General features: G+C 52.5%; 20 protein-coding genes and 3 tRNA genes. 6 read left to right on the top strand and 17 right to left on the bottom strand.

Annotated elements, in window-relative coordinates; genetic code table 11:
• From hflC to nnr, 9 genes are all read right to left on the bottom strand, one after another.
• On the bottom strand, positions 1-1,005 hold the full coding sequence (gene hflC, locus N0B36_RS09735) for a protease modulator HflC (protein ID WP_047500009.1): 1,005 nt from the start codon (positions 1,003-1,005) through the stop codon (positions 1-3).
• Positions 1,006-1,007: 2 nt separating this feature from the next.
• Entirely contained in the window at positions 1,008-2,261 is a 1,254-nt protein-coding gene (hflK, locus tag N0B36_RS09730; RefSeq protein ID WP_200080260.1) for an FtsH protease activity modulator HflK, read from the bottom strand.
• A gap of 189 nt (positions 2,262-2,450) precedes the next feature.
• Complete coding sequence (gene hflX, locus N0B36_RS09725; protein WP_016151415.1) at positions 2,451-3,731, bottom strand: ribosome rescue GTPase HflX; 1,281 nt, start codon at positions 3,729-3,731, stop codon at positions 2,451-2,453.
• A gap of 74 nt (positions 3,732-3,805) precedes the next feature.
• A complete protein-coding gene (gene hfq / locus N0B36_RS09720; protein WP_003025584.1) occupies positions 3,806-4,114 on the bottom strand; it encodes an RNA chaperone Hfq in 309 nt (102 codons plus the stop codon).
• A gap of 84 nt (positions 4,115-4,198) precedes the next feature.
• Positions 4,199-5,149, bottom strand: coding sequence for a tRNA (adenosine(37)-N6)-dimethylallyltransferase MiaA (miaA, locus tag N0B36_RS09715; protein WP_016151413.1), 951 nt, complete (start codon positions 5,147-5,149; stop codon positions 4,199-4,201).
• On the bottom strand, positions 5,142-7,004 hold the full coding sequence (gene mutL, locus N0B36_RS09710) for a DNA mismatch repair endonuclease MutL (RefSeq protein ID WP_049041783.1): 1,863 nt from the start codon (positions 7,002-7,004) through the stop codon (positions 5,142-5,144). Before mutL ends, miaA begins: the two co-directional genes overlap by 8 nt.
• A 9-nt stretch (positions 7,005-7,013) precedes the next feature.
• Positions 7,014-8,345 carry an N-acetylmuramoyl-L-alanine amidase AmiB gene (amiB, locus tag N0B36_RS09705; RefSeq protein ID WP_019078199.1) on the bottom strand — a complete coding sequence of 444 codons (1,332 nt, stop codon included), beginning with the start codon at positions 8,343-8,345 and terminating at the stop codon, positions 7,014-7,016.
• Positions 8,346-8,361: 16 nt separating this feature from the next.
• Positions 8,362-8,823, bottom strand: a complete 462-nt coding sequence (tsaE, locus tag N0B36_RS09700) for a tRNA (adenosine(37)-N6)-threonylcarbamoyltransferase complex ATPase subunit type 1 TsaE (RefSeq protein WP_016151410.1) — start codon at positions 8,821-8,823, stop codon at positions 8,362-8,364.
• The gene (gene nnr / locus N0B36_RS09695; protein WP_259687432.1) at positions 8,795-10,342 is read right to left on the bottom strand and encodes a bifunctional ADP-dependent NAD(P)H-hydrate dehydratase/NAD(P)H-hydrate epimerase; all 1,548 of its coding nucleotides are present in this window, start codon (positions 10,340-10,342) and stop codon (positions 8,795-8,797) included. The genes tsaE and nnr overlap by 29 nt, the downstream gene beginning before the upstream one ends.
• On the opposite strand from nnr, the gene queG reads away from it, so the two are divergent.
• Positions 10,341-11,480 carry a tRNA epoxyqueuosine(34) reductase QueG gene (gene queG, locus N0B36_RS09690; protein ID WP_259687430.1) on the top strand — a complete coding sequence of 380 codons (1,140 nt, stop codon included), beginning with the start codon at positions 10,341-10,343 and terminating at the stop codon, positions 11,478-11,480. The two genes, nnr and queG, sit on opposite strands and share 2 nt — an antisense overlap.
• Positions 11,481-11,749: 269 nt before the next feature.
• Here queG and N0B36_RS09685 read toward each other — a convergent pair.
• From N0B36_RS09685 to orn, 4 genes are all read right to left on the bottom strand, one after another.
• Positions 11,750-11,825 (bottom strand) — tRNA-Gly (locus N0B36_RS09685).
• Positions 11,826-11,868: 43 nt separating this feature from the next.
• Positions 11,869-11,944 (bottom strand) — tRNA-Gly (locus N0B36_RS09680).
• A 156-nt stretch (positions 11,945-12,100) separates the two neighbouring features.
• A tRNA-Gly gene (locus tag N0B36_RS09675) sits at positions 12,101-12,176 on the bottom strand.
• A 240-nt stretch (positions 12,177-12,416) separates the two neighbouring features.
• Positions 12,417-12,962: an oligoribonuclease gene (gene orn / locus N0B36_RS09670; protein WP_016151407.1), complete on the bottom strand. Its 546-nt coding sequence runs from the start codon at positions 12,960-12,962 to the stop codon at positions 12,417-12,419.
• Positions 12,963-13,067: 105 nt separating this feature from the next.
• Here orn and rsgA point away from each other — a divergent pair, with 105 nt between their 5' ends.
• From rsgA to mscM, 3 genes are all read left to right on the top strand, one after another.
• Positions 13,068-14,120: a small ribosomal subunit biogenesis GTPase RsgA gene (gene rsgA, locus N0B36_RS09665; protein WP_019078196.1), complete on the top strand. Its 1,053-nt coding sequence runs from the start codon at positions 13,068-13,070 to the stop codon at positions 14,118-14,120.
• 92 nt (positions 14,121-14,212) lie between these two features.
• A complete protein-coding gene (asd, locus tag N0B36_RS09660) occupies positions 14,213-15,181 on the top strand; it encodes an archaetidylserine decarboxylase (protein WP_016155504.1) in 969 nt (322 codons plus the stop codon).
• A gap of 17 nt (positions 15,182-15,198) precedes the next feature.
• Complete coding sequence (gene mscM, locus N0B36_RS09655) at positions 15,199-18,513, top strand: miniconductance mechanosensitive channel MscM (RefSeq protein ID WP_016151404.1); 3,315 nt, start codon at positions 15,199-15,201, stop codon at positions 18,511-18,513.
• 50 nt (positions 18,514-18,563) lie between these two features.
• Here the strand turns inward: mscM and N0B36_RS09650 are convergent, their stop codons facing one another.
• The 4 genes from N0B36_RS09650 to epmA all read right to left on the bottom strand — a co-directional run bounded on the left by N0B36_RS09650 (position 18,564) and on the right by epmA (position 22,590).
• Complete coding sequence (locus tag N0B36_RS09650) at positions 18,564-18,878, bottom strand: YjeO family protein (RefSeq protein ID WP_047500022.1); 315 nt, start codon at positions 18,876-18,878, stop codon at positions 18,564-18,566.
• Complete coding sequence (locus N0B36_RS09645) at positions 18,878-19,594, bottom strand: hypothetical protein (protein ID WP_077249808.1); 717 nt, start codon at positions 19,592-19,594, stop codon at positions 18,878-18,880. The genes N0B36_RS09650 and N0B36_RS09645 overlap by 1 nt, the downstream gene beginning before the upstream one ends.
• Before the next feature lie 301 nt (positions 19,595-19,895).
• Positions 19,896-21,398 carry a glutamate/gamma-aminobutyrate family transporter YjeM gene (yjeM, locus tag N0B36_RS09640; RefSeq protein WP_216403878.1) on the bottom strand — a complete coding sequence of 501 codons (1,503 nt, stop codon included), beginning with the start codon at positions 21,396-21,398 and terminating at the stop codon, positions 19,896-19,898.
• Between the two features lie 214 nt (positions 21,399-21,612).
• Complete coding sequence (gene epmA, locus N0B36_RS09635; RefSeq protein ID WP_003830517.1) at positions 21,613-22,590, bottom strand: elongation factor P--(R)-beta-lysine ligase; 978 nt, start codon at positions 22,588-22,590, stop codon at positions 21,613-21,615.
• A gap of 324 nt (positions 22,591-22,914) precedes the next feature.
• On the opposite strand from epmA, the gene frdA reads away from it, so the two are divergent.
• Both frdA and frdB read left to right on the top strand, forming a co-directional pair.
• A complete protein-coding gene (frdA, locus tag N0B36_RS09630) occupies positions 22,915-24,705 on the top strand; it encodes a fumarate reductase (quinol) flavoprotein subunit (RefSeq protein ID WP_016151402.1) in 1,791 nt (596 codons plus the stop codon).
• Positions 24,698-25,432 (top strand): fumarate reductase iron-sulfur protein, encoded by a 735-nt coding sequence (gene frdB / locus N0B36_RS09625; RefSeq protein WP_006686291.1) that lies wholly within the window; start codon positions 24,698-24,700, stop codon positions 25,430-25,432. Before frdA ends, frdB begins: the two co-directional genes overlap by 8 nt.
• Positions 25,433-25,442 lie beyond the last annotated feature (10 nt).

The raw sequence follows: 25,442 nt of genomic DNA, 5'->3' as shown, positions 1-25,442 counted from the left end.
TTAGCGTGTCGTAGTGCTCGGTGTCTTCATATAGCGGAAGAAATCGCTGTCCGGGCTCATGATCATCACGTCCTGGTTGCCTTCAAAGCTCTTCTCGTAAGCACGCAGGCTACGGATGAAGGCGTAGAAGTCAGGATCCTGGCTGAACGCATCGGCAAACAGTTTAGCGGCTTCTGCATCGCCTTCACCGCGCATGATGCGGCCCTGACGCTCAGATTCTGCCAGCGTTTTAGTCACTTCATAATCCGCCGTGGCACGCAGTTTTTCCGCTTCTTCCTGACCTTGTGAACGATGGCGACGCGCTACCGCTTCACGCTCAGCGCGCATACGGTTGTAGATAGCCTCAGACACTTCAGCAGGCAGGTTGATTTGCTTGATACGCACGTCAACCACTTCGATGCCCAATGCCGCCATACTGTTCGGGTTGATGACAGGTACTTTACCGTTTGTTTCAGCCTGAACACGCTCAGCCGCTTCGGCAATCGCGCTATCTGCCGCCGGTGTCGCGACTTCATCTTCCGTGCCAGCAGAACCGGAGTTCAGCGCATCACGAACTTCCAGCGTCAGACGACCGCGGGAATCGGTAACGATGTCTTTCACGTCCAGACGACCAATTTCAGAACGCAGACGGTCAGAGAACTTACGTTTCAGCAGGACTTCTGCCTGAGAAACATCGCCACCGCCCGTTGCCAGGTAGTAACGGCTAAAGTCACTGATGCGCCACTTAATGTAGGAGTCAACGATCAGGTCTTTCTTCTCTTTGGTAACAAAGCGATCGGCCTGGTTGTCCATGGTCTGAATACGCGCATCCAGCATCTTCACAGATTCAATAAACGGAATCTTGAAGTGCAGGCCTGGTGCAACAACCAGCGGCTTGTTTTCATCGTCACGCAGAACTTTACCAAAGCGCAGAGTAATCCCGCGCTCGCCTTCTTTGACCACAAAGACAGACATGAACAGAACTACCAGAACGATGATGATAATCGCAATAACTGACTTACGCATCGTTATTCCCCCTGACGCTGGTAGTCGTTACGCTGCGCGTTCGCGCGGCGTTGGTCCATAATATCGCCCTGACTGGTGGACGAGGTATTGCTTGCTCCAGCGCCGGACGTCGTTGCTGGCGGCAGACGCAGCAGGTTTGAACTGCTGTCACTCTTTGCTGCTGGCGCACTACCGCCTTTCAGCATTTGATCCAGCGGCAGAACCATCAGATTGCTGCCCTTATCGTTAACCAGGACTTTGCGGGTATTGCTCAGCACTTTTTCCATGGTTTCGATATACAGACGCTCGCGAGTAATTTGCGGTGCGGCTTTATATTCCGGCAGAATTTTTGCGAAACGAGCCACTTCACCCTGTGCTTCCAGGATGGTTCGCGTTTTGTAAGCACGCGCTTCTTCCAGAATACGCTGCGCCTGACCGTTAGCACGTGGCTGAACTTCGTTGGTGTACGCTTCTGCTTCACGGATGTACTGCTGCTCGTTTTCACGTGCTGCAATGGCATCGTCAAACGCGGCTTTTACTTCTTCCGGCGGACGTGCTGCCTGGAAGTTGACGTCCAGCAGGGTGATACCCATGTTGTACGGACGGATCGTTTCTTCCAGTTCACGCTGGGTATCGCTACGAATAACGGTACGCCCTTCGGTCAGGATACGATCCATGGTGTATTTACCGATAACCCCACGCAGGGCGCTGTCGGTTGCCTGACGCAGACTGTCATCCGCGCTGGTTACGCTAAACAGGTAACGCTGCGGATCGGTCACGCGGTACTGCACGTTCATTTCAACGCGTACGACGTTTTCGTCAGAGGTCAGCATCACGCCGGATGCGGCAAGTTCACGCACGGCTTCCACGTTGACCGGGGTCACTTCGTCGACAAAGGTCGGTTTCCAGTTCAGACCCGGCTCAACCAAATGGCTGAATTTACCGAAGCGTGTCACCACGCCGCGTTCCGCTTCTTTAATGGTGTAGAAACCGCTGGCCGCCCAGATAATGACGATAGCTGCCGCTGCGATAGTAAAGACTCGACCACCCAATTGCGGACGCGGGCCTTGCGATGAGCTACCGCCGCCAGAACCAGCACCTTTACCGCCACCCAGACCACCGAGCTTTTTACTCAGTTTGCGGAAGATATCATCCAGATCGGGAGGTCCCTGATCGCGACCACCTTTGTTTCCATTTCCCTCAGGGTTGCCGCCAGGTTTGCTGCTTCCCCACGGGTCGCGGTCTTGTCCGTTATTACCGGGCTGATTCCACGCCATTTTTGTGCTCCATATTTGTTATGCGATGCTATACCTGCGTATTTTGCGCTGCCGATGCGTTGGCTACGCCCCTTAATCTCAGTCACATAGTTGACTATGCTCCTGAAGATTTCAGGACTTGCCACCTTCATGCTGCACAAAACCCACAAGGTATAGAGGCGAAAAAATCTTCAGGCCATATCCGTCAGGTCAGACAATATAGTCTTCCAGTGCCGGTTCTTGTTTACAGAGGCGACGCCAGTCTACGATCGGCATACGAACCTGCAGACCTACGCTGCCGTCCTCCTCCATCCACTCTCTTTCTATTGCCTGAAGTTGGTAAAACCGGCTTCTCAGACGCCCTTCCTGCGGCGGCAAACGCAACGTATGCTGCGCCACCTCACCGGAAAGTCGCTCAGTCAAAGCCTGAAAAAGCTGTGGTATACCTATTCCCGTTTGCGCTGAAACCCAAACGCGAATGGGTTTATTCTCTTCATCTCTGTCGATACGTGGTTCAAAATCATCCAGCATATCGATTTTATTCATCACCAGCAGAGTCGGGATCTCATGCGCATCGATCTCTTCGAGCACCGTGTCGACGGCCTCGATGTTTTCCTGCACACGAAAATCTGCAGCATCAATAACATGCAGCAGCAATGTCGCCTGACGCGTTTCCTGCAGGGTGGCTTTAAACGCCGCCACCAGGTCGTGCGGCAAATGACGGATAAACCCTACGGTATCCGCCAGCACGGTTTCACCGACGTCCGCTACGTCTATACGGCGCAGCGTTGGGTCCAGGGTCGCAAACAGTTGATCCGCTGCGTAAACCCGGGCTTCGGTGATCTGGTTGAACAGGGTGGATTTTCCGGCGTTGGTATATCCCACCAGTGATACGGTTGGGACATCCGCTTTCTTGCGCGACTGTCGCCCCTGCTCACGTTGCTTTTCAACTTTTTCCAGGCGCGACTGTATTTGCAAAATGCGATTACGCAGCAAACGACGGTCGGTTTCGAGCTGGGTTTCACCCGGACCGCGCAAACCAATCCCGCCCTTTTGCCTTTCAAGGTGGGTCCAGCCACGGACCAGACGAGTAGCCATATGGCGCAACTGCGCCAGCTCAACCTGCAACTTCCCCTCATGGGTGCGCGCACGCTGGGCAAAAATATCTAAAATAAGACCTGTCCTGTCGATAACAAGACACTGGCACAACTGTTCCAGGTTACGTTCCTGGGCGGGGCTTAGAGCATGATCAAAAATCACCACCGCAGCGCCAGTCGCTTTTACGGCTTCCGCAATTTCGATTGCCTTACCTTCACCAACAAAATACTTCGGGTGCGGTGCTTTACGGCTCCCGGTAATCACCTGCATTGCTTCGACACCGGCGGAAGAAACCAGAGATTCAAACTCCTGGAGGTCTTCCATATCTTTGTCTTGCGAAAAATAGATGTGTACCAGTACCGCCTGCTCACCGGCATCATAACGGTCAAACAAGCGTCAACCCCTTAATATATATCAACGGGGAACGCAGGATCGCTGGCTCCCCGTGTGTAAAACAGCTAACAACCTTATTCGGTTTCTTCGCTGTCCTGTTGCGCAGATGAACCTTGCGCGTTGCTACCGTGATGGTAGTTGCTGCCTGTGCCGCCGGTGGCATTATTGCTGTGATGAGAAACCGGGCGAGACGGGACAACAGTAGAAATCGCGTGCTTATAAACCATCTGGCTGACCGTGTTTTTCAACAGGATCACGAACTGATCAAAAGACTCGATTTGACCTTGCAGCTTAATACCATTCACCAAATAAATAGAAACTGGAACACGTTCCCGACGCAGTGCGTTCAGGAACGGATCTTGTAAAGATTGCCCCTTAGCCATTCTCTCTTTTCCTTATATGCTTATTTGTACTTTGAACCTTTCGATTCTGAAAAATTGCGCACGATACGTTTCAATTGTACACATTCAGTTCGCGATAGCACCAACAACCTGTAATACTTCGTTTCGCGCCTGGTCAGGCTTTTCACTGTCAAGCCAGTGCACCCCTTCCCAACCACGCAACCAGGTTACCTGTCGCTTCGCCAACTGCCTCGTGGCGCAAACACCTCTATAAACCATTTCATCGTATGAAATTTCGCCTTCAATGTATGACCACATCTGGCGATACCCTACACAACGAATGGAAGGCAAATCCGTATGCAAATCTCCACGGGCAAATAGCGCCCGGACTTCTGCTTCAAAACCTGAAGCCAACATCTGATGAAAACGCTGCTCAATTCGCTGATGGAGCAGTTCACGGCTCGCCGGGGCGATAGCAAACTGATGCACCTGATACGGCAAAGCATCTCCTGACGTTTGCGTCAGCTCCGTTAAAGTTTTACCCGAAATGAAAAAAACTTCCAGTGCCCGGGAAAGTCTTTGCGGATCATTTGGATGAATACGCGCCGCAGCCACTGGATCTATTTCCTGAAGCTGTCGGTGTAACGCGTCCCACCCATGCTCTGCCGCCTGCTGCTCAATTCTGGCCCTGACTTCCGGATCTGCCGACGGTAACGGCGACAGCCCTTCAAGCAAGGCTTTGAAATATAACATTGTGCCGCCCACCAGCAGCGGAATACGCCCCGCGGCGGTGATATCGGCCATCTCGGCTAACGCATCGCGGCGAAAATCCGCAGCAGAGTACGCCTGGGACGGATCGCGGATATCCAGCAACCGGTGCGGCGCGGCCTGTAATTCATCTGCATCAGGCTTGGCTGTACCGATATCCATCCCCTTGTAAATAAGGGCGGAATCAACGCTTATCAACTCTACAGGCAAAACTTTACGCAATTCAATTGCCAGTGCCGTTTTACCGGAGGCCGTCGGCCCCATCAAAAAAATCGCCTTTGGCAGGCTCGCCTTACGGGTATCACTCATGTTTCAGGGCATTCATTACCGAATGTAAATCAACAGGTTGTAACAAACCACCCGGCGGCGCCTTCACGAGTTGTGGGCAAAGCCGCTCAACATCCGCTAACAGCGTAATCGCCTGAGCCATGCTCCACTGCGGATGCTCGCTAATCAGATTACGTGCAATCCACTGTGCAATATTGCCCGGTTCGAATTCGGACTGCTGCGCCAGGTAGCCTATCAGTTCAGGAATCAAGATTTGTAAATTTTGTTGGCGTAAGGGTAAAGGCACCGCCCGGATGGTCACATGCTGTGCATCCAGTTGAAATTCAATACCCAACTCAGCCAGTTGGCTCTGCCCTTTTTGCAGCGCCGCTTTTTCATCAGCGGTCACTTTTAGACGTAAAGGGATCAGTAACGGCTGAGCGCAAACGACGCCCTGGTCCGGCGTTAACTGCGCCTGACGTAGCCAACGTTCCGCCACCGGCAATGCCAGCAACCGAATATGACCATCGCATTCGAGTAATGCGCAGTCCGTACCGACAATGGTTAGCACCCGCCCAAAGCCCTGACTGTTGCCGGTCAGAGGTGCTGATGGCGTTTCAGAAACCGGCGTTTTACGCGGCGGAACCGGTGTTTGTAACAGTTGCTGATAAATCTCACCCTGCTGCTTTTGATATCCAGGCTGGGCATGAGGCCAACTGGCCCCCGTCTGACGGCCACCACTGCTGCCAGCGCCAGCAGATGCTGAGTAACGCGGTGTCGCAGGTTCACGCGCCGGGGCCGGTTCGGCAAAATGGTTACGCCCGGCCGCGACGCGGTTTTCTGGGATGTGCCTTGGGGCGGGCTCGTCGTCATCAGCCAACGGCAGCGGCGTTTCAAGCTGCTGTTGCAGGACGCTCAACACGCCCTGGTAAATAAAATCATGCACCAGGCGTGATTGATGAAAACGGACCTCATGTTTGGCGGGATGTACGTTAACATCCACCTGATGCGGGTCGATTTCCAGATACAACACAAAAGCGGGCTGCTGATCGGCTCCCAGCTTATCTTCACAGGCCTGACGAATAGCATGGTTGATCAACCGGTCGCGCATCATCCGGCCATTCACATAGCAGTACTGGATTTCCGCCAGCGCCGCCGTTGTGTGGTTAGGATCGGCCACCCAGCCGCGCAGCGTTAAATCGCCATGCTGCCATTCAATCGCCAGCGCATGTTCCAGAAATGGCGTGCCGCAAATCGCGCCCAGTCGGCGCTCCTGCTGCCCATCCGCGGCCACTGCCCGGTACTGACGCACCACTTTGCCGTTGTGCGACAAATTAATCGTCACATCAAAACGTGCCAGCGCAATGCGGCGGATTATTTCGTCGATATGATTAAATTCAGTTTTCTCGGTGCGCATAAACTTGCGCCGCGCCGGAGTGTTGTAGAACAGATCTAACACCTCCAGCGTGGTTCCCACCGGATGCGCAGCGGGTTTAACCGTCACATCCATGTCGCGCCCTTCGGCATAAGCTTGCCAGGCTTCAGGTTGTTCTTGCGTACGCGACGTCAGGGTTAAACGAGAAACGGAGCTGATACTGGCCAGCGCTTCGCCGCGAAACCCGAGGCTCACGATGGCTTCGAGATCGTCAAGCGAGGAAATTTTACTGGTGGCATGACGCGCCAGCGCCAGCGCCAGCTCGTCTTTTTTAATCCCGCAGCCGTTGTCACGAATACGGATAAGCTTCGCGCCGCCGCGCTCAATATCAATATCAATGCGCGTCGCACCAGCATCAATACTGTTTTCCACCAGCTCCTTCACCACTGACGCAGGCCGTTCTACCACCTCGCCTGCGGCAATCTGGTTCGCCAACTGTGGCGGTAGAACCTGAATCGGCATGGCTAATCCTTAATTTGTTAACGTGTTGCCAGGCGATACCGCACTCGCGGTTTGCGCCGGTGTACCTTGAGGCCCGGTTTGCATCGGGTGCGCCTGGAAATAGTTACGCAATCCTTTGTAAATTGCCTCGGCCAGCTGCTGCTGGTAGTCATCACTCGCCAACAGACGCTCTTCGCTGTTGTTACTGATAAAGCCAGTTTCAACCAGCACTGACGGGATATCAGGCGAACGTAATACCCCAAGGCTGGCGTGTTCCGGACGACGCTTATGCATCGAGCCAATACGTTCTAACTGGCCGATCATGCTGGTCGCTACATCATACCCAACGCGTTGCGAATGACCGAACTGCAGATCCAACACGGCCTGGCTGAGATAAGGATCGGACTGGCTGTTTGCCAGCACATCGCCCGCCCCACCCAACAGTTCCGATTGCTTTTCGTGCTGTTCCAGCCAGCCGGCCATTTCACTGTTTGCCCGACGGTTTGACAGTACCCAGACGGAAGCACCTGTGGCATCCCGGTTTGGTGCGGCATCTGCATGTATAGAGACCAGGAAGTTGGCGTTTTGTTTACGCGCAACGTCTGAACGCCCCATCACCGAGATAAAGTAATCGCCATCACGGGTGAGTACGCCTTTAAACATCGGGTCATCATTGAGCAAACTGCGCAGTTTGCGCGCCACGGCAATCGTGACGTTTTTCTCACGTGTGCCACCGGGACCAATAGCGCCAGGATCCTGCCCGCCGTGTCCGGCATCAATGGCGATAACTACTTTTTCGCCGTTACTTGTACTGGCGCGCGCCGCAGGCCGTGTGGAGGTATTACTGTTGGTTACCATCGTGGTGCGATCGTTTTCCGCTTTAAACGGATTACGCGCAGGCTCGGCAGGGCGCGGGGCGATAACCGGCGCTTCAACACGCTTCGCAACCACTGGAGGTGGTGGAGGCGGCGGAGGCGCATCAGCTTTGATGGTAAACACGACGGTATAATTGCCGCCGTTCTGGCGTTTTACGGCTTCGGCTTTGCCGTTCTCGGTTAAATCCACCACCAGGCGCAGAGACTGCGCATCTTTTGGCGTGCCGGAACGGATAGATTTCACCAGATTATTGCCGCTAAACAGCAGCGGTAACCCCTGAATCACACCGGTTTGTTTAATATCCAACGCGACGGTTCGTTTCCCGTCCTGCGAAACTGCGTATTCAGGATCGCCAATAAAGCTCAGCGTAATCCGCGCTTGCTGATCGCCATTGGACACCTGAAGATCGGAGAGGCTGGCGGCCCCTGCCTGCGCGCACAGCAGGACCAGTGTTGCCATCAGCCAGTTTCTGATGCGATAAATCATCCCGCCACCCTTAAGGTTAATCGGCTAAACGCGCCAGCAATAAATCACCCGATGAGGAGACTGCGCTTATGCGCGCTTCTCGACCTTGCGCTTGATATTCAATGTGTATTTCGACGTCCGGGTCTGGCAGTACACCTTTACCTTGTTGCGGCCATTCCACCAGACAGATGGCGTCATTGGCAAAATAATCGCGGATCCCCATAAATTCCAGCTCCTCTGGGTCCGCAAGTCGGTACAGATCGAAGTGATATACCATCAAATTATCGAGCGAATAGGGTTCAACCAGCGTATAGGTGGGGCTTTTTACATTTCCTTTGTGACCTAACGCCTGCAGGAATCCCCGGCTGAAAGTGGTTTTACCCGCCCCCAGGTCGCCGTACAAATAAATTACCGTCGCGCCATCACAGGCTTTGGCTACCCGCAGTCCCAGGTCTAAAGTCGCCTGCTCATCAGGTAGTGGAATTACTCGATTCATCATGATAAACGTCAATCACATCAGGGTTAACAATACGCTGTAGCGTGGTAAAGAGATCTGTCGCCAGCATGCCGCGCGTACCAAAACGCGCCGCCAGCACATCCGCCGCCGCACCGTGCGCGACACATCCCGCACATGCCGCATCATACGGGGTAAGCTTCTGTCCGAGCAATGCGCCAATAATACCGGAAAGCACATCACCCATTCCGCCGCTGGCCATTCCAGCATTGCCGGTATCAATAATACCCAATTCGGCCTGTTCGGCAGCAACAACCGTACCCGCGCCTTTCAGCACGACGACGCCTCCGTACCGTTTTACCAGACGTTGTGCACAAAGTAAGCGATCGTCTTCAATTTCTGCAATGGAACAGCCCAGAAGTCGCGCGGCTTCACCAGGATGCGGCGTGATCACGCGATTGTGACGTTTATCGGGGTTGATTGCCAGCAGGTTCAGCGCATCCGCATCCCAGAGCATCGGTTTGCGAAAATTCTCTACCTTTTGCAGCGCTTTTTTACCCCATTCCTGCTGACCAAGCCCTGGTCCTATCACCACAACATCCGCCCACGCCAGGCTCTCCTCCAGAGTCTGCGGCGTCAGCGTATCGACCATCAGTTCCGGTCTGGCAGTCAGAATAGGCGCAATATTTTCACTTCGGGTCAGCACTTTGACCAACCCGGCTCCTGCACGCAGCGCCGCTTCACCGGCCATGCGTATTGCGCCAGCCGTGCCGTGGTCACCACCGATGATCACCAGACGACCGTGGGAGCCTTTGTGCGAGGTGGGTCGACGCGGCGTTAACCAATGTACAAGCTGTTGAGCATCAAACCGTTGCAGCGGCGCGTTCTGCCCCGCCAGCCAGTCGTCCAGACCGAGTGCGTTAACATGCAGGCGTCCGGTGACATCGCGCGCTTTACCGGTTAGCAGACCTGGCTTCAACGCAATAAAGGTCACGGTGTGCGCAGCGTTGATAACCGCGCCCGGCGCCGCGCCCGTATGCGCCAGCAGGCCGGATGGAATGTCTATCGCCACGACAGGGGCAGGATGGTGATTGGCACGTTCGATCAATGCCGAGAGAGGCTCACGCGGCGCGTGTTTTAAGCCCGTGCCTGACAGCGCATCAATAATGACATCCACGCGATCTGGCCAATTGATATCCGCAGCATGAATGACGCCACCGGCGTTAAGCCAGGCGTCGCGCGCCTGCTGTGCTTCCTCGGGGAGCGCTTTATCACTCTCCTGCGCCAGCAACGTAATATCAAGCCCCTGGGCTTTGGCAAGCCTTGCCACCACGTAACCATCACCACCGTTGTTGCCATGGCCACATAGCACCAGCCAGTGCTGAGCGTTTGGATATGTCTCGCGGGTGACCTGAAACGCCGCCTCTCCCGCCCGTTGCATCAGCTCGTACAACGTCAGTCCTAAACTGTCTGCCGCCTCTCGCTCCATCCGCCTGATGTCATCGGCGTGCCAAATGGAGTGTGGTATACTTGCGGGGTTTTTCTTCATTGTATGGTCCGTCATGTCAGAGCCCCTCGATCTCAATCAGTTAGCGCAAAATATTAAGCAGTGGGGGCTGGAGCTTGGCTTTCAGCAGGTCGGTATTGCCGATACCGACCTCAGCGAAGCGGAGCCCAAACTGCAGGCCTGGCTGGATAAACACTATCACGGCGAGATGGACTGGATGGCCCGTCACGGCATGATGCGCGCCCGACCTCACGAATTATTACCCGGTACGTTACGTGTCATCAGCGTACGTATGAACTATCTTCCTGCCAATGCGGCCTTTGCCAGCACGTTGAAAAACCCCTCTCTGGGTTACGTCAGCCGTTACGCGCTTGGGCGCGACTACCATAAACTGCTGCGTAACCGCTTAAAAAAACTGGGAGAGAGGATTCAACAGCACTGCGTTTCGCTGAATTTTAGACCTTTTGTCGATTCTGCGCCCATTCTTGAGCGTCCATTAGCGGAAAAAGCCGGGCTTGGCTGGACAGGTAAGCACTCACTTATCCTCAATCGCGAAGCTGGTTCATTTTTCTTTCTCGGGGAATTACTGATCGATTTGCCCCTGCCGGTCGACAACCCAGTAGAAGAAGGATGCGGGAAATGCGTCGCCTGTATGACCATCTGTCCCACCGGAGCCATCGTTGAACCCTACACGGTAGATGCGCGCCGCTGTATCTCTTATCTCACTATCGAACTGGAAGGCGCGATCCCGGAAGAATTTCGTCCCCTGTTGGGGAATCGAATTTACGGCTGCGATGATTGCCAGCTCATTTGCCCGTGGAACCGCTACTCGCAGTTGACGACAGAGGATGACTTCAACCCACGCAAACAGCTTCATGCTCCGGAGTTAATAGAGCTGTTTAGCTGGAGCGAAACGGGGTTTTTAAAAGTCACGGAGGGGTCTGCTATTCGTCGTATTGGTCACCTGCGCTGGCTGCGAAATATCGCTGTTGCGCTGGGTAATGCCCCATGGGATGAAGCCGTTATTCACGCGCTGGAAAGTCGCAGAGGTGAGCACCCACTTCTCGACGAACACATAGAGTGGGCGGTTGCTCAGCAAATCGAGAAGCGAAATGCCTGCGTAGTTGAAGTGCAGTTACCGAAGAAACAACGTTTAGTCAGAGTCATTGAAAAGGGTCTGCCGCGTGACGCTTAAGTCATCCACAGCTTGTGTATAAAAATAAAAACACATTGATATTCAAGAGGGAAAAAATCGTCAAGTGATCGCATTAACAATTTGAAATGATAATTAATTCAATATTTTCAAAGAGTTAAAATGATACTATTCACCCGACTAAGTTTTTTGCACTCCAGGAATAATACCCAAACCTGTGGATAAGTCTGTTTACAAGAGTATGTCAATGACGAAACAAAACGTCCCCAACGTATTTATTCGCTGTGGATATTTTTATTGGGGTAAGAATTTGGAGCGGGAAACGAGACTCGAACTCGCGACCCCGACCTTGGCAAGGTCGTGCTCTACCAACTGAGCTATTCCCGCTTGGGTGTGTCTGTGCTTTGTAGACAAAAGCACTTTCAAATTTTGGAGCGGGAAACGAGACTCGAACTCGCGACCCCGACCTTGGCAAGGTCGTGCTCTACCAACTGAGCTATTCCCGCTTAATCTTCGTCTTTCGAACCGCTACTGCGTTGGCTGCCTTCATTCGCCTAAGTCACTTACTTCGGTAAGCTTCTAAGGACTCATTCAGTTGCCGCCTTGTCGCAATTCGAAATTCTGCGATTGGTGGTCTGTGCTTTACAAGCACTTTCAAATTTTGGAGCGGGAAACGAGACTCGAACTCGCGACCCCGACCTTGGCAAGGTCGTGCTCTACCAACTGAGCTATTCCCGCAAATTTGTACTGCTTTTGCTGCTGCCGTAACGTGTAATTCTCTGTCGTTACGGGAGGCGCATTATACGAGAAATCCGTTTAGCTGCAACCCCCCTAAAAGCGATTTTTTTGTTTTTCTGTTTAAGTGCTGAATTTATCGGCAAGTCGTCTAATTTAGCGACAATCCAGCCTCAGTGCAAGCTCACAGGAACGATATTCGTAGGCCGGGTAAGCCACAGCACCGCCCGGCAATCCATAAAATCAAAGCTTAATAAAATGTTCGCGATAGTAAGCAAGCTCAGCAACAGATTCACGAATATCGTCCATCGCCTGATGCGTTCCCTGCTTGGTGAAGCCAGCAAGAATCTCCGGCTTCCAACGACGCGCCAGCTCTTTCAGAGTACTGACGTCAAGATAGCGATAATGGAAATACGCCTCCAGCTCCGGCATGTATTTAAACAGGAAACGGCGATCCTGACCGATGCTGTTGCCGCAGATAGGTGATTTCCCTTCTGGAACCCACTCTTTCAAAAAAGCCAGCGTAGCCAGTTCAGCTTCACGATCCCCCATGGTGCTCGCCTTCACGCGATCCACTAGCCCACTACCGGTATGCGTACGTACGTTCCAGTCATCCATTAATGCCAACTGTTCGTCGGACTGGTGCACCGCAATTGTCGGTCCTTCAGCCAGAATATTCAGGTTGGCATCCGTCACCAGCGTGGCTATCTCAATTATGCGATCGCGCTCGGGATCCAGACCTGTCATCTCCAGATCGATCCAAATCAGGTTGTTTTCATTGGCACTCATGCTATTTTCCACCCTTCAGCGTCACATTCAGTGTGACTATATTCATCTAAAATTGCGTGTATCATAAATGTTTTGCCCATTATGGGCGACCAGGAGTCAGTCCGATTGAGTAAGAATAAACTCTCCAAAGGCCAACAGCGCCGTGTGAACGCCAATCACCAGCGTCGTCTGAAAACGTCCACGGAGAAGCCAGACTACGACGACAACCTGTTTGGCGAAACCGCTGAAGGCATCGTTATCAGCCGTTTTGGCATGCATGCCGACGTGGAATCTGCTGACGGTGAGATTCACCGCTGCAACATCCGCCGTACAATTCGCTCGCTGGTGACCGGCGATCGCGTTGTCTGGCGCCCGGGAAAAGCAGCAGCAGAAGGCGTGAATGTCAAAGGCATCGTTGAGGCGGTACACGAGCGTACCTCGGTACTGACACGTCCCGACTTTTACGACGGGGTGAAACCCATTGCCGCCAACATCAACCAGATCGTTATTGTCTCAGCCATCTTACCCGAGCTGTCACTCAATATTATCGACCGGTATCTGGTAGCCTGTGAAACGCTACACGTTGAACCAATTATCGTATTGAATAAGATCGATCTGCTGGATGACGAAGGCATGGCCTTTGTTAACGAACAGATGGATATTTATCGCCACATTGGCTATCGCGTGTTGATGGTATCAAGCCGCACGAAAGACGGCCTGAAACCGCTTGAAGAAGCATTAACCGATCGCATCAGCATTTTTGCCGGTCAGTCGGGCGTTGGTAAATCTAGCCTGCTCAATAATCTTCTCGGTCTGCAGGAAGAGATCCTGACCAACGATGTCTCCGACAACTCCGGCCTTGGACAGCACACCACCACTGCCTCTCGCCTGTATCATTTCCCGCACGGTGGCGACGTTATCGACTCCCCTGGCGTACGTGAGTTCGGGTTGTGGCATCTGGAGCCGGAACAAATCACACATGGTTTTGTCGAATTCCATGACTACCTGGGCCACTGCAAATACCGCGACTGCAAGCATGATACCGATCCAGGCTGCGCTATCCGTGAGGCCGTAGAAAAAGGGGCAATAGCTGAAACTCGGTTTGAAAATTATCACCGCATCCTGGAAAGCATGGCGCAGGTAAAAACACGTAAAAACTTTTCTGATACAGACAACTGACAACTAAGCTAAGCATCGCTAGAATCGTCCCCCTTTTTTCAGGATCCGGCCCGTATGCCGGATCGGGAACAAATTATGGCCTGGAGGCTACCTTGTTAAACTCATTTAAGCTTTCGCTACAATACATTCTGCCGAAACTATGGCTCACTCGCCTGGCGGGTTGGGGTGCGAGCAAACGAGCGGGATGGCTGACTAAACTGGTTATCGATCTGTTCGTGAAATATTACAAGGTCGATATGAAAGAGGCGCAAAAGCCGGATACCGCCAGCTATCGCACCTTTAACGACTTCTTTGTTCGCCCACTGCGCGACGACGTTCGCCCGATTAACACCGATCCAAACGTACTGGTCATGCCTGCTGACGGCGTGATTAACCAGTTAGGAAACATCGAAGAAGACAAACTGCTGCAGGCCAAAGGGCACAGCTATACCCTTGAAGCACTGCTGGCCGGCAACTACCAGATGGCGGACAAATTCCGCAACGGTACGTTTGTGACCACTTACTTATCTCCACGCGATTACCACCGTGTACATATGCCGTGTAACGGTATCCTGCGTGAAATGATGTACGTGCCAGGCGATCTCTTCTCTGTAAATATCCTGACTGCGCAAAACGTTCCAAACCTGTTTGCACGCAACGAACGCGTAATCTGTCTGTTTGATACCGAATTTGGCCCGATGGTGCAGATTCTGGTCGGCGCGACCATCGTCGGCAGTATTGAAACCGCATGGGCTGGCACCATTACCCCACCGCGTGAAGGCGTCATCAAACGCTGGACCTGGCCGGAAGGCGAAAGCGAAGGGTCGGTGGCGCTGCTGAAAGGTCAGGAAATGGGCCGCTTTAAGCTCGGTTCCACCGTTATCAACCTGTTCGCGCCTGGCAAAGTTAACCTGGTTGAGCAGTTGCAGGACCTTTCAGTGACCAAAATCGGCCAGCCAATGGCCATCTCGACCGAGACATTCGTGACGCCAGAGGCAGAACCTGCCCCGCTTGCGAAAGAAGAGATCGAAGCAGAACACGACGCCAGCCCGCTGGTTGACGACAAAAAAGACGAAAGTTAAACATAGGAATCGCTGCTGTGCGCCTGATTATCACTTTTCTGATGGCCTGGTGCCTCAGCCTGGGGGCGTACGCTGCGACGGCCCCCGATGCCAAACAACTCACCCAGGAACTGGAGCAGGCAAAAGCGGCGAAACCTGCTCAGCCAGAAACCGTCGAGGCGCTCCAGTCCGCGCTGAATGCCCTCGAGGAGCGTAAAGGTTCTCTCGAACGTGCCCAGCAATATCAGCAGGTTATTGATAACTTCCCCAAGCTGTCCGCAACATTACGCGCGCAGCTTAGCAACCTGCGCGACGAACCGCGCAATGTGCCAACCGGACTCACCACCGATGCGTTAAACCAGGAGATCCTCCAGGTCAGCAGCCAACTGTTGGAAAAGAGTCGTCAAGCCCAGCAGGAGCAGGATCGCGCCCGGGAAATCGCCGACTCGTTAAGCCAGCTTCCTCAACAGCAAACCGATGCCCGCCGCCAGCTAAATGAGCTTGAGCGACGTATTGGTACCGCCAACTCTAATCCCGCGCAGAATCAGGCGATGCAGGCTGAATCCGCCAAACTCAAAGCCCTGGTCGATGAACTGGAGCTGGCGCAGCTTTCCGCTAATAACCGCCAGGAGCTGGCGCGTATGCGCTCAGAGCTGGCGGAAAAACAGAGCCAGCAGCTCGATACTTACCTGCAGGCTTTGCGCAACCAGCTCAACAGTCAACGTCAGCGTGAAGCAGAGCGAGCGCTGGAAAGCACCGAACTGTTGGCGGAAAACAGCGCGGGACTGCCGGAAGGTATTGTCGACCAGTTCAAGGTTAACCGCGAACTGTCTCAGGCATTAAACCAGCAGGCGCAACGTATGGACCTGGTCGCCTCGCAACAGCGTCAAGCCGCCAGCCAAACGCTACAGGTGCGCCAGGCATTGAATACGCTGCGAGAGCAGTCTCAGTGGCTTGGGGTCTCAAATATGCTGGGAGAAGCACTGCGCGCGCAGGTATCCCGTTTACCGGAAATGCCCAAGCCTCAGCAGTTGGATACCGAAATGGCGCAGCTTCGCGTGCACCGTATGCGCTATGAGGATCTCCTCAACAAACAGCCGCAGTTGCGTCAGATTCATCAGGCCGATGGACAACCGCTGACCGCTGAACAGAGCAGCATTCTCAACGCCCAGTTACGCACCCAACGTGAGCTGCTGAACTCTTTGTTACAGGGTGGCGATACGCTGATCCTTGAGCTGACCAAGCTCAAAGTCTCTAATAGCCAACTGGAAGATGCGCTAAAAGAGGTCAACGAAGCAACGCACCGTTATCTGTTCTGGACGTCGGACGTTAGCCCCATCTCCCTCTCCTGGCCTGTCGACATCGTCCAGGATCTGCGGCGTCTGATCTCATTAGATACGTTTAATCAGTTGGGCAAAGCCAGCATCATGATGCTGACCAGCAAAGAAACGCTGCTGCCGCTTTTCGCGGCATTGGTGCTGGTTGGCTTTAGCCTCTCTTCGCGCAAACACTTCACCCGTTTTCTGGAGCGTTCATCTGCCCGGGTCGGGAAAGTCACCCAGGACCACTTCTGGCTGACGATACGCACGGTGTTCTGGTCGATACTCGTCGCTTCTCCGTTGCCGGTGCTGTGGGCAACGCTCGGTTACGGATTGCAGGAAGCCTGGCCTTATCCATTGGCTGTCGCTATCGGCGATGGCGTTACCGCCACGGTGCCCATGCTGTGGGCAGTAATGATTTGCGCCACCTTTGCGCGCCCCAACGGTCTGTTCATTGCCCACTTTGGCTGGCCGCGTAACCGCGTCGCGAAAGCCATGCACTATTACCTGATGAGTATCGGGCTGATTGTGCCGCTGATCATGGCGGTGATTATGTTTGATAATCTCAATGACCGGGAATTCTCCGCCTCACTGGGGCGTCTGTGCTTTATTCTGATTTGCGGTGCGCTGGCGGTCGTGACCCTGAGCCTGAAACGCGCCGGAATACCGCTGTACCTCGATAAAGAAGGCAACAGCGATAACATGGTCAACAGCATGCTGTGGAATATGCTGATGGGCGCACCGCTAATTGCCATTCTCGCTGCGGCAGTGGGCTATCTCGCCACGTCGCAAGCTTTACTGGCGCGTCTGGAAACGTCCGTAGCTATCTGGTTCTTGTTACTGGTGGTGTATCACGTTATCCGCCGCTGGATGCTGATCCAGCGCCGCCGGCTGGCGTTTGACCGCGCCAAGCATCGACGTGCTGAAATGCTGGCGCAGCGCGCACGGGGTGAAGAAGAACCAGCGCATTCCACCAGCCTTGAAGGCACGATTGATGTTGATGAAAGCGAAGTGGATCTGGATGCTATCAGCGCGCAATCACTGCGCCTGGTGCGCTCTATCCTGATGCTTATCGCCCTGCTCTCGGTCATTGTGCTGTGGTCAGAAATTCATTCCGCTTTCGGCTTCCTGGAAAATATCTCGTTGTGGGATGTCACCTCCACGGTGCAGGGTGTGGAAAGTTTAGAGCCGATAACGCTGGGTGCGGTGCTTATCGCAATCCTGGTGTTTATCATCACTACCCAGTTAGTGCGCAACCTGCCCGCGCTGCTTGAGCTGGCGCTACTGCAACATCTCGATTTAACCCCCGGCACCGGTTACGCCATCACCACCATCACCAAGTACCTGCTGATGCTGATTGGCGGTCTGGTTGGCTTCTCAATGATCGGTATTGAGTGGTCCAAACTGCAATGGCTGGTAGCGGCTCTCGGTGTCGGTCTGGGCTTTGGTTTGCAGGAGATCTTCGCCAACTTTATTTCCGGCCTGATTATCCTGTTTGAAAAACCAATCCGCATTGGCGACACGGTGACGATTCGCGATCTTACCGGTAGCGTGACGAAAATTAATACCCGCGCCACGACCATCAGCGACTGGGACCGCAAAGAGATCATCGTCCCCAACAAAGCCTTTATCACCGAGCAGTTTATCAACTGGTCGTTATCGGATTCGGTCACCCGTGTGGTATTAACCATCCCGGCACCGTCGGAGGCTAACAGCGAGGAGGTTACGCAGATCCTGCTTACTGCCGCACAACGCTGCTCGCTGGTTATCGATAACCCGGCACCAGAAGTCTTCCTGGTTGACCTGCAGCAAGGGATTCAAATCTTCGAACTGCGTATTTATGCCGCTGAAATGGGGCATCGTATGCCGCTGCGCCACGAAATCCACCAGTTGATTCTGGCAGGCTTCCGTGAGCACGGTATCGATATGCCGTTCCCACCGTTCCAGATGCGTCTGGAGAGCCTCGGCGGTAAGCAAACGGGAAGAACCTTAAGTTCTGCGGGCAGAAGCAGTCGCCCGGCGGGGAGTTTGTAAGTCATGCCACAATAAGACGTGAGGTGTGCTTACACTACCCAGCGTCTTATTTACCAGCATAATTGATATCTAATGATAAAACGCCATAACCAAAAAAGCAGGAGAGCCGCCATGACAGAATATTGCCAGATACCGCGCTGTCTTCTCCATACGATCGCATAGATAAAAGGAATAAACAGAGGTAGTGTTAAGATTATGCCCACAGAACGAACATCGTCGTCCTCAATATAATCCATGACATCACAGACATTATTGATTCCCCTGCCGTCAATAAACCATTCCTTGTCCTGAGTTGAAAACATAATTATCAATATAATGCTAACTATGCCCCAGATGAAATTCAATGTAAAAGACTTCCAACTCATTAGCCGCCTCGCATAATTTTAAGTATTGCATCTTTCTTTTCTATAATTCGACGACCATATTCACTATACTCACGATCCGGAAAACCGGGTTGTTCACTAATAGATTGGATAATATCCTTTTTATTTCTCATGGTTCCACGATTATATCTAGAACCAGCCAATATTATTTGTTCATCTGTCAAGTACATAGTATCAGAATCTGGATTGTCATATAAAATAAGATCGCGTAAATGGAATGCTACCACCCGAATATTAAAGTGGTTATCAAGCAAACACTGCGACAAGCGGAATTGCTGAAAATGAGTCAGTTTATCTGGGTGAATACCTATTGTTCTTGCTGCAACGCCTATCTGGATAGCAACTGAACCGACAGATGTAGCATTCGACCATTCATTGCTGCTCTTTCCCAATACTTCTTCAATTACCTGTCTAAATTGCAGAACACCAACACCTTTAAATCTCTCTGGAGTTCCGCCAACTTCTGCGACAGCAACACCTGCAAGGAGTAATTCTGGGACTCTTGCTTCATAAGCACATTGTTTTATAATAGTTCTATGGTGAATTAACCAAGCCGTTTTATAATACCAAAGATATGATTTCCCAGTCATAAAACGCCAATTGGTAGGCAGGGCATACCAACGGAAAAAATCCAACCCGTTCCAATGAGGAAAACCATATTCGTCTATCTCACAAAATGGCGGAGAGCTGATCATCATAAAAATTTAATCACCAAGGCAATGTAAACATTGACCTAACAATAGCCATGATTCTCAACCAGTAATGAGACAGACATCACAAGCATAAAAGGAAAAATCAGAAGTTATATTTTTTAAAATAAATTCATAGCAGCAATCATTTCCAATTATACAATATCACCCCAAGATGATTGTCATAATAAATATATCAAAAGATATACACACGAATATCATTTTGATAAATTATAAAAATGATTTAATACGAACAAAGCCCGGACGGTATCCCTATCGGGCTTTGCGGAAATTCAATATTTATCTTTCCTTAGTCTGTCACCCACCGGGGGAGTTTCACCATACGACGGCTGTAGTTCTGATAAATCGCCATTGCCAACAGCGAGAAGAAGATCGGGCCTCCGGTCATCCACAATGCGCTGTTCCAGTCCCCAGCTTCAATCACCGGCTGGATGATGGTGAACACATTGGCAAACGTCACCGCCAGCACAACCACCGATGTGGCCAGTAACGTCGCCGCTCGGGTTTTAAAGACAACAAACGGTCTTTCCAGGCCCGTACGGGCTTTAAAGAACGGAAACGCCAGCGCGAGGAACAGATACGGCAGCGTCATCGAGACGTTCGCCATCAGCGTCAGTTTGTTATAGAACGCTGAAGCCGTATCGCCGCCAAACGAAACCAGCAGGATAAACAGGCTCACCAGCAGGCACTGCAACCACATTGCCGTCGTCGGCATCCCCACGGCATTCAGTTTGGTCATTGGCGCTGGCCACAGCGCCTTCGGCGTTCCCTGAATAATCGCTTTCAGTGGCGAATAGCTGAGCGTGAAAAAAGCGCCGGTATAAGCGAGAAACATAGAAAGCCCGGTGATACGCGCGAACCACACCCCCGTCGCCATCGCGGTTTCAGGAGAAAAATGCAGCACGTTACCTAACGTCATCCCAAGGCTTTTCATCAGGATATACGTTATATTGCCGAGGTTGACCGAGCTATTGCTTAATACTTGCTGCCAGTTGGTGCTAACGCCCCATAAAAATATGGCCAGTGAATAACCGACAGAAATGACAATCGCGGCAAAGACAATGCCTTTCGCAAAGTTCTTTTCTGGCTTTTCTGTTTTATCAACTAATCCCCCCACGGCTTCTATTCCGCCGTAAGCAAAAATAGCAAACACAACAAATGACAACATGGCCAGACCGGACTGATATCCAGGATTAGGCGAGGAGATGAAATTAATATCCTGCGCAAAGTGACCACCAGTTAATAACAAAATAGCGACACTCACTAACAACAGAACTAAATTAAGACACATTACGGCAATTCCGCCTACAGCCGTAATACGAGCAATCTTATTAATACCCCGGGAGGCCACGCAGGTTACCAGAATCATCCAACCGACGGCGAGCAACCCGACGACCTGCGTAGGCTCAAGCCCCGCAAAACGCCAATGCTGCGTCATGTCTGCGCCAAATAAGAAGGTTGAAAAAGGTACCCAAACTTTCGCTGCGGTACTTACCATCCATATTACATAGGAAGAAAACCACATAAACGTGCCGATAAACGCATAGCGTGGCCCAACGCTATTATTCATCCACGAATAGATTCCGCCCTCTTCTTTCCGATAGGCAGCCCCCATTTCCGCCATCATTAAAGCAAATGGGATAAAGAATAATAATGCAGAAAATATATACCACGGAATCGCGCTATACCCCATTAAATAGAATGCGGAGGGGCTATTCGCAAAACCGAAAACAGACGTAAATATCATGAGGATGAGACCTATTAGGCTCATCTTTTTTATTGTTTGGGTCATTAAACCATCCCTTACTCTGGCAAGCGTTTAACAAACGCCACTCACCGGTTGGCACTGCCCTCTTTTCAGAGTTCAGCGATAGAAAAATCAACACAGAATTGATACCTGAACGATATCAAATATCCAGGAGTAAATTGTGGCTATTAGAGGGTAAATGAAAAAATATGCTACAAAGTGGCCATTTCACCGCCACTTTGTATGGAAGGAGAGTGCGTTACGCGCGATCGACGGTAAATGCGATAACCTCGGCAAGGCTCTCTGCGCCCAGCGCCAGCATCACCAGACGGTCAACGCCCAGCGCCACGCCAGAGCAATCCGGCATCCCCACTTTTAACGCTTCAAGAAGGTTGGTGTCGATAGGCTGCTGCGGCAAGCCACGTGCGGCACGTTTGCGGTTATCCTGTTCAAACCGCTGCTGCTGTTCGCGCGCGTCGGTCAATTCATGGAAACCATTCGCCAGTTCAATACCTTTGTAGTAAACCTCGAAACGTTCAGCCACGCGGTGATCTTCGGTACTGATTTGCGCCAGTGATGCCTGGCTGGCCGGGAAATGATACACAAACGTCGGTTTGTCTTTGCCAATATGCGGCTCAACGCCCATCGTAAACAGCAACTGCAGTAAGGTGTCCCGGTCTTCTTCGGTATCGGCGATATTGCTGAGATCCAATTTCGCCGCCACTTCCCGCAGTTGGGTTTTATCCGCAGACAGCGGGTCTATCTCCAGATGACGCTGGAAGGCTTGCTGGTAAGAGAGACTTTCCGCAGGTGAGCAGTCCAGCACCTGCTGGAGCAAATCATCCACTTCATTCATCAGGCGATACATATCGTAGTGCGGACGATACCACTCGAGCATGGTGAATTCAGGGTTATGATGACGCCCCATCTCTTCATTACGGAAGCTGCGGCACAGTTGATACACCGGGCCGCATCCTGCCACCAGCAGGCGCTTCATATGGTATTCCGGGCTGGTCATTAAATAGAGATTCATTCCCTGGGAGTGTCCAGGGCCGACGAAACGCGTTTCGAACGGGAACAGATGGATGTCCGTTACCGTTGCCTGACTCATACAAGGGGTCTCAACCTCAAGCACGCCACGATCGGCAAAAAAGCGGCGAATCTCCGCTATAATTGCTGCACGTTTTAACAGATTGGGGATGGACGCGCTCGGCTGCCAGGTTGCCGTTTCGCTCATGGTTGTTTCTCCGATTTAAGACAAGGGCACGAAGTCTACTCGTATCGCGTTAACGAGACAAATTTCGCACGCCAATAATCCACACTGGCAATTGGATAAAAAAAGCGACATGGGGTGGTTTAGTAATTAAATTAATCAAATTCAATGATAATTCCCCCCTTTGACACGCTAAAAAAATCGAACACGTCAAATTTCCCGCACATCCCTGAGACTATACTATTGTACCTATAAAGGAGCAGTGGAAACGCGTTCATAACCTGTTTGAAGCCGATGAAGCATCTGATTTCAGGCAGGAATGAAATAACAACAATCTGGAGGAATGTCGTGCAAACCTTTCAAGCCGATCTTGCCATTATAGGCGCCGGTGGCGCGGGATTACGTGCTGCAATTGCTGCCGCACAAGCAAATCCCAACGCTAAAATCGCACTGATCTCAAAAGTGTACCCAATGCGCAGCCATACCGTTGCTGCCGAAGGCGGCTCTGCTGCTGTCGCGCAGGATCATGACAGCTTTGACTACCATTTTCACGATACGGTAGCAGGCGGAGACTGGCTGTGTGAGCAGGATGTCGTGGATTACTTTGTCCACCACTGCCCAACTGAAATGACGCAACTGGAACAATGGGGCTGCCCATGGAGCCGCCGTGAAGACGGTAGCGTCAACGTACGTCGCTTCGGCGGTATGAAAATCGAGCGTACCTGGTTTGCCGCGGATAAAACCGGCTTCCACATGTTGCATACGCTGTTCCAAACATCTTTGCAGTTCCCGCAGATTCAGCGCTTTGACGAACACTTCGTTCTGGATATCCTGGTTGATGATGGCCATGCTCGCGGCCTGGTTGCCATGAACATGATGGAAGGCACGCTGATGCAGATCCGTGCTAATGCTGTTGTGATGGCAACGGGCGGCGCAGGTCGTGTTTACCGTTACAACACCAACGGCGGCATCGTAACTGGCGACGGTATGGGCATGGCGCTGAGCCACGGCGTTCCGCTGCGTGATATGGAATTCGTTCAGTATCACCCGACGGGTCTGCCAGGCTCTGGTATCCTGATGACCGAAGGCTGCCGTGGTGAAGGCGGTATCCTGGTCAACAAAAACGGCTACCGTTATCTGCAAGATTACGGCATGGGTCCGGAAACCCCGCTGGGCGAACCGAAAAACAAATACATGGAACTCGGTCCGCGCGACAAAGTTTCTCAGGCTTTCTGGCACGAATGGCGTAAAGGCAACACCATTTCCACCCCGCGTGGCGATGTGGTTCACCTCGACCTGCGTCACCTCGGCGAGAAAAAACTGCTCGAACGTTTACCGTTCATCTGCGAACTGGCGAAAGCCTACGTGGGTGTCGATCCGGTTAAAGAGCCGATCCCGGTACGTCCTACCGCGCACTACACCATGGGCGGTATCGAAACCGATCAGCACTGTGAAACCCGCATTAAAGGTCTGTTCGCTGTGGGCGAATGTTCCTCTGTTGGTCTGCATGGCGCTAACCGTCTGGGTTCTAACTCCCTGGCGGAACTGGTGGTCTTCGGTCGTATGGCCGGTGAACAGGCTGCAGAACGTGCTGCAACGGCTGGCGCTGCAAACAGTGCCGCGCTCGATGCGCAGGTTGCTGGCGTTGAAAAACGTCTGAAAGATCTGGTTAACCAGGAAGGTAACGAAAACTGGTCTAAGATCCGTGACGAAATGGGCCTGTCCATGGAAGAAGGTTGCGGTATCTACCGTACACCGGAACTCATGCAGAAAACCGTTGATAAACTGGCGGAGCTGCAGGAACGCTTCAAGCGCGTCCGTATCACTGATACCTCCAGCGTCTTCAACACCGACCTGCTGTACACCATCGAACTGGGTCACGGTCTGAACGTTGCTGAATGTATGGCGCACTCTGCTCTGGCGCGTAAAGAATCCCGCGGCGCGCATCAGCGTCTGGATGAAGGCTGCACCGAGCGTGACGATGTGAACTTCCTCAAACACACCCTCGCCTTCCGCGATGCTGACGGCACGACTCGCCTGGAATACAGCGACGTGAAAATCACCACTCTGCCACCGGCTAAACGTGTTTACGGTGGCGAAGCGGAAGCAGCCGATAAGAAGGAGAAGGCGAATGGCTGAGATGAAAAACCTGAAAGTTGAGGTGGTGCGCTATAACCCGGAAACCGATACCGCGCCGCACAGTGCTTTCTACGAAGTTCCTTATGATGAAACCACGTCACTGCTGGATGCGCTGGGCTACATCAAGGATAACCTGGCACCGGACCTGAGCTACCGCTGGTCCTGCCGTATGGCGATCTGCGGCTCCTGCGGCATGATGGTCAACAATGTACCTAAACTGGCGTGCAAAACCTTCCTGCGTGATTACACCAACGGCATGAAGGTTGAAGCGCTGGGCAACTTCCCGATTGAGCGCGATCTGGTCGTCGACATGACGCACTTTATCGAAAGCCTGGAAGCGATCAAACCGTACATCATCGGTAACCCGCGTACACCGGATCAGGGTCCAAACACCCAGACTCCGGCGCAGATGGCGAAGTATCATCAGTTCTCCGGTTGCATCAACTGTGGTCTGTGCTACGCCGCGTGCCCGCAGTTCGGCCTGAACCCAGAGTTCATTGGACCGGCTGCGATTACGCTGGCGCATCGTTACAACGAAGATAGCCGCGACCACGGTAAGAAGGAGCGTATGGCTCAGTTGAACAGCCCGAACGGCGTCTGGTCCTGTACTTTTGTGGGCTACTGCTCCGAAGTCTGCCCGAAACACGTCGATCCGGCTGCGGCCATTCAGCAGGGTAAAGTTGAAAGTTCAAAAGACTTTCTTATCGCTACCCTGAAACCACGCTAAGGAGTGCACG

It is taken from the genome of Citrobacter sp. XY323, assembly GCF_025106035.1.
Classification (GTDB): domain Bacteria; phylum Pseudomonadota; class Gammaproteobacteria; order Enterobacterales; family Enterobacteriaceae; genus Citrobacter; species Citrobacter braakii.
Note: the sequence above shows the minus strand (reverse complement) of the source record. Positions and strands in the feature narration are given on the sequence as shown.

Excerpts from the sequence above, each read along its gene's own strand:
- hflK (WP_200080260.1), bottom strand. The coding sequence starts at position 2,261 with ATGGCGTGGAATCAGCCCGGTAATAACGGACAAGACCGCGACCCGTGG.
- hfq (WP_003025584.1), bottom strand. The coding sequence starts at position 4,114 with ATGGCTAAGGGGCAATCTTTACAAGATCCGTTCCTGAACGCACTGCGT.
- miaA (WP_016151413.1), bottom strand. The coding sequence starts at position 5,149 with ATGAGTGATACCCGTAAGGCGAGCCTGCCAAAGGCGATTTTTTTGATG.
- yjeM (WP_216403878.1), bottom strand. The coding sequence starts at position 21,398 with ATGACCCAAACAATAAAAAAGATGAGCCTAATAGGTCTCATCCTCATG.
- orn (WP_016151407.1), bottom strand. The coding sequence starts at position 12,962 with ATGAGTGCCAATGAAAACAACCTGATTTGGATCGATCTGGAGATGACA.
- amiB (WP_019078199.1), bottom strand. The coding sequence starts at position 8,345 with ATGATTTATCGCATCAGAAACTGGCTGATGGCAACACTGGTCCTGCTG.
- nnr (WP_259687432.1), bottom strand. The coding sequence starts at position 10,342 with ATGACGGACCATACAATGAAGAAAAACCCCGCAAGTATACCACACTCC.
- N0B36_RS09650 (WP_047500022.1), bottom strand. The coding sequence starts at position 18,878 with ATGAGTTGGAAGTCTTTTACATTGAATTTCATCTGGGGCATAGTTAGC.
- tsaE (WP_016151410.1), bottom strand. The coding sequence starts at position 8,823 with ATGATGAATCGAGTAATTCCACTACCTGATGAGCAGGCGACTTTAGAC.
- hflC (WP_047500009.1), bottom strand. The coding sequence starts at position 1,005 with ATGCGTAAGTCAGTTATTGCGATTATCATCATCGTTCTGGTAGTTCTG.
- epmA (WP_003830517.1), bottom strand. The coding sequence starts at position 22,590 with ATGAGCGAAACGGCAACCTGGCAGCCGAGCGCGTCCATCCCCAATCTG.
- queG (WP_259687430.1), top strand. The coding sequence starts at position 10,341 with ATGTCAGAGCCCCTCGATCTCAATCAGTTAGCGCAAAATATTAAGCAG.
- frdB (WP_006686291.1), top strand. The coding sequence starts at position 24,698 with ATGGCTGAGATGAAAAACCTGAAAGTTGAGGTGGTGCGCTATAACCCG.
- N0B36_RS09645 (WP_077249808.1), bottom strand. The coding sequence starts at position 19,594 with ATGATGATCAGCTCTCCGCCATTTTGTGAGATAGACGAATATGGTTTT.
- mutL (WP_049041783.1), bottom strand. The coding sequence starts at position 7,004 with ATGCCGATTCAGGTTCTACCGCCACAGTTGGCGAACCAGATTGCCGCA.